Origin of the sequence: Streptococcus gwangjuensis (genome assembly GCF_028156745.1) — a bacterium.
Taxonomy (GTDB): Bacteria; Bacillota; Bacilli; order Lactobacillales; family Streptococcaceae; genus Streptococcus; species Streptococcus gwangjuense_A.
This window is the reverse complement of the sequence record NZ_JAODJG010000027.1, coordinates 1-3,686: the sequence shown is the minus strand read 5'-3', so window position 1 is coordinate 3,686 and position 3,686 is coordinate 1. Positions and strand designations below refer to the sequence as shown.

The window sequence follows — 3,686 nt, the reverse complement described above, 5'->3', positions numbered from 1 at the left end:
TATGCGGAAAATATAATGGTTCCCCTACTTAGAGGAGTTATCCTCTTTTCAGAGAGTCTAGGAGGAAAAGCCGGTGAACTACCGACTCTTTACTATTCACAAGTCGGTGGAGAAAGTCTAGATGAGGAGATACTTCAACAGCAAATTGAAGCGAAGAATACAACCATTTCGACTTATGAATCTATTTTATATAGTTTATATAATCTAAAGGACGTCAATCCTATATATATAAGTAATGTTCGAGGAGTTATCTCAAATGCGACGAGTAAGCGAGATGAGTTACAAAGGAAATTAGAAAAATTGCAGTCGTTTGCGAGCTCGACTAGTGGTCAGTTTTCGGATTCAGAAAGCTTACAGAGCTTAGTTTTCCAAGGTTTCGAACAAGTCACAGGTGACTTTGGAAAGTTTGATGGGACATTTAAAGTAGAGGGACAAGCTCCTTGGGCTAATACTATTAATAATGAGTGGACGAAACGTTCTGAGGTAGTTCAAAATTATCAAAATGTTTTAGATAAAATTAAAAATAAAACCGAATTAGATGAGAAGGATATAAAGGCAATCCAAGCTTATCAGAGCCGCTATCCAGCTAAGGACATACCAGAGAATGTTAAGAATGCAATACAGGTCTTTGTAGATCGGACGGAAGCTGAATTGCAAACGGTGGCCAAAGATGTCGCAAAAGAACAGGGGATTTCTGTTGAAAAAGCTATTGATTTCATTTTACAGCAGAATGAATTAGCCGACGGATCTTCAAAATTTTCGAACATCGTTGGTAAAGCTATTCTAGCTAAGGCTGAAATAAACTTTATTAACGATCGACAAATTACTTCAGAATCTAGGGGCCGTGTTAAGATAGGATCTCGTTTTCTTTATAATAAAAATACAGGGCATGTATATACTAGTGGAAGCAGTGAGTACAGTCAAGAGACAGGTAGAAATTTCGATCCTACTGATACCAATATTGGTAAGGGCTTTAAGACAACTGGCTGGCAAGTTGCTCTTGGCGATGCTGTGGATTCGGGTAAAAGTGGTTTTAAAAATTCTTTGAAATTTTGGGATGACTTCAACTTGAAAGATGTTTCACAGCTTTCAAAATGGGGAAAAGCAGGCAAAGCGTTCGGTGCCATCGGGACATTTCTTGGTGTTGAGAGGAATATCAAAGAAAACTTTTTTGATGATAAAACTTCTTCTGTTGGGGAAAAAATCCGAAATTTTGCCGTTGACCAAGGTGTTGATCTTCTTTCAGGGGCTACTGCAGCAGGGGCTGGTGCTGCAATTGGAACTTTTATCGGAGGACCTATTGGAACTGTTGCTGGGTTTGCCTTGGGGGCAGCTATTGGGTATGCTATGGACAATTTTAAGATTAATGAATTAAATAATCAATCTATAACGGATGTAGCTAAGGATGCCTTAATAAAAACAACAGATGCAATTGGCGATGGCTTAAAAACAATAGGAAGGTGGTTTAGTTAATGGCAAAGATAAATAGAAAAAATAAAGCAAAGATTACTGATATAGAAAGAGAAAGATACCATGGTCCTTTGATTACAGATGGTGTTAGTTTAGGATATATCAAGTTGTATCCGTGGATAAATTTACCATTTTGCTCATTTTTCTTTTACTGGGCCCTTATAGGTGAAACAGGAAGTCGTCAGGGATGGATTAAAGTTATATTTTTGACTTGCATCATTCTTAATGTGGTAAGTATGTTATTTGCTTTTTCTAAGTTTCTAATCAATCGATTTAAATTTTTAACCTATATTCTGATTGCTTTGCTTACCTGGAGCGCGTTAGTTTGGATCGATTTTATTGGAATGTTGATGTTTGCAATAGTAGGAGATTCAAAAAGTATAGAGGGGATATATCAATCTCCCCTTACTCCATTTTATGTAATATTGATGATGTTACTTTTTATCTTTGCATGTGGTCTCTATGCTTGGTACTATCTCCCAAAGAATCAAGGAAAAGTCTGGGCTTTTAATCAAGTAAAAGAGGGAAATAGAAAGAAAACATGGTGGAATAATTTTGCCGTAGCTTTTGCGGGAGCAACAATCATTCCCTCCCTCCTAATGGGTTATATTCAGAATGCCTTTGGTATTTTATTGGGAATTTTGTTAACCTTAACGCTGACAGCTGTTATGGTAGATGCGGTTTATGCAGCTATTTATATAAAGAAGCACCCTGATAGCGATGAATTAGTTTAGAAATAAAAAAATAAAGAAAGCAGTTAAGAGATATGGAGATGAGACCTAAAAAGTTAGCTCTTCATAATCAGTTTGGTTATGAAGAAAGTGGGTTGGGAAATGTACCAGTCGAACAGATTTGTCATAAAGTATATCCTTTATGTTGGGAGTTTATAGAGGATATGCTAGATATGGTTTTTTCAGATGGTCCAGTATATTTTAAGAGTTATCCTTTTGGGGATAAAAAAACGATTTCTATTTTTACAACATTTGGCAATGCATATACCCAAATAGATAGATATAATGGACCATTTCTTTTTCAAGAAAATCTTTTTATAGACAGTAATGATTTCGCTAGTTTTTCCTCAGAAAATTTAGCGGATTATTATGATACCTTATGTGTAAAATATGCTAAAGAAAATTTGGAGTATTTAGCTGTTTATCATGTGCTTTATCATCCTGGAAAAGAAATTGTAGTTGATGCATATAGTAGTTGGGAGGTAGAGTGATGAAATATGTTGTTGCACAAGGTGTGACCAATGAAAACATTTTTGAGGCACGGAATGTGATTAAAAAGCGTAAGACTTTTCATGTTAGTCAGATGAGAAATGAACTAGATGCTTTTATGACAGCTATTTATGAAGCAGGAGGTCATCCAGCAGGACCTATTGTATATAGCCTAAATAATGTGCCACATGAAGGAAATATGGATATTGAATTCTTTCTTCCCTTAGAGGAGGAGTTTCTTGAAGTCAAGGGGATGAAATTTTCATCTTACTTTGAAATTAATAATATTATAATGGTGACTCTAAATCATGATTATGAGGAATTAACCAAGGAAGCATATGCTAGATTGCTATGGACCTTAGAGAAGAATAACCGTGAACAACAAACCCCTTTTTATCATATTCTCCAAACAGAAGGAACAGGGCAGGTAACAGTATTACTTGGTTACGCTTATTAAGTTTGGTAAAGAGATTGCCGACTTTATATGTAAGATCTGGAAAAGAGTTATTTCATAGTTCAACACAGCAAATAGTGTATTAAGCAGCCGTGTGAATTATTATAACGATGTCATTAGTGCCTTTAATAATTTTATTACAGAGGAGGAGTTGAAAGGGGCAGCCTATGATAGCGCTAAGTCCTATGCGGAAAATATAATGGTTCCCCTACTTAGAGGAGTTATCCTCTTTTCAGAGAGTCTAGGAGGAAAAGCCGGTGAACTACCGACTCTTTACTATTCACAAGTCGGTGGAGAAAGTCTAGATGAGGAGATACTTCAACAGCAAATTGAAGCGAAGAATACAACCATTTCGACTTATGAATCTATTTTATATAGTTTATATAATCTAAAGGACGTCAATCCTATATATATAAGTAATGTTCGAGGAGTTATCTCAAATGCGACGAGTAAGCGAGATGAGTTACAAAGGAAATTAGAAAAATTGCAGTCGTTTGCGAGCTCGACTAGTGGTCAGTTTTCGGATTCAGAAAGCTTACAGA

Annotated in this window: 4 protein-coding genes and 1 pseudogene; all 5 read left to right on the top strand. The window is 36.0% G+C overall.

Going from position 1 to position 3,686, the window contains the following annotated elements; genetic code table 11:
• The coding region (locus N5909_RS02305; protein ID WP_271630719.1) for a hypothetical protein at positions 1–1,473 on the top strand (1,473 nt) is incomplete at its 5' end.
• Positions 1,473–2,204 carry a hypothetical protein gene (locus N5909_RS02300; RefSeq protein ID WP_271630718.1) on the top strand — a complete coding sequence of 244 codons (732 nt, stop codon included), beginning with the start codon at positions 1,473–1,475 and terminating at the stop codon, positions 2,202–2,204. The genes N5909_RS02305 and N5909_RS02300, both read left to right, overlap by 1 nt.
• A 38-nt stretch (positions 2,205–2,242) precedes the next feature.
• Positions 2,243–2,692 carry a hypothetical protein gene (locus tag N5909_RS02295; RefSeq protein WP_271630717.1) on the top strand — a complete coding sequence of 150 codons (450 nt, stop codon included), beginning with the start codon at positions 2,243–2,245 and terminating at the stop codon, positions 2,690–2,692.
• Positions 2,692–3,147: a DUF5085 family protein gene (locus tag N5909_RS02290; RefSeq protein ID WP_271630716.1), complete on the top strand. Its 456-nt coding sequence runs from the start codon at positions 2,692–2,694 to the stop codon at positions 3,145–3,147. The genes N5909_RS02295 and N5909_RS02290 overlap by 1 nt, the downstream gene beginning before the upstream one ends.
• Positions 3,148–3,238: 91 nt before the next feature.
• Positions 3,239–3,686 (top strand): annotated as a pseudogene (locus tag N5909_RS02285) (dTDP-6-deoxy-3,4-keto-hexulose isomerase); the annotation flags it as partial.

Excerpts from the sequence above, each read along its gene's own strand:
- N5909_RS02295 (WP_271630717.1), top strand. The coding sequence starts at position 2,243 with ATGAGACCTAAAAAGTTAGCTCTTCATAATCAGTTTGGTTATGAAGAA.
- N5909_RS02300 (WP_271630718.1), top strand. The coding sequence starts at position 1,473 with ATGGCAAAGATAAATAGAAAAAATAAAGCAAAGATTACTGATATAGAA.
- N5909_RS02290 (WP_271630716.1), top strand. The coding sequence starts at position 2,692 with ATGAAATATGTTGTTGCACAAGGTGTGACCAATGAAAACATTTTTGAG.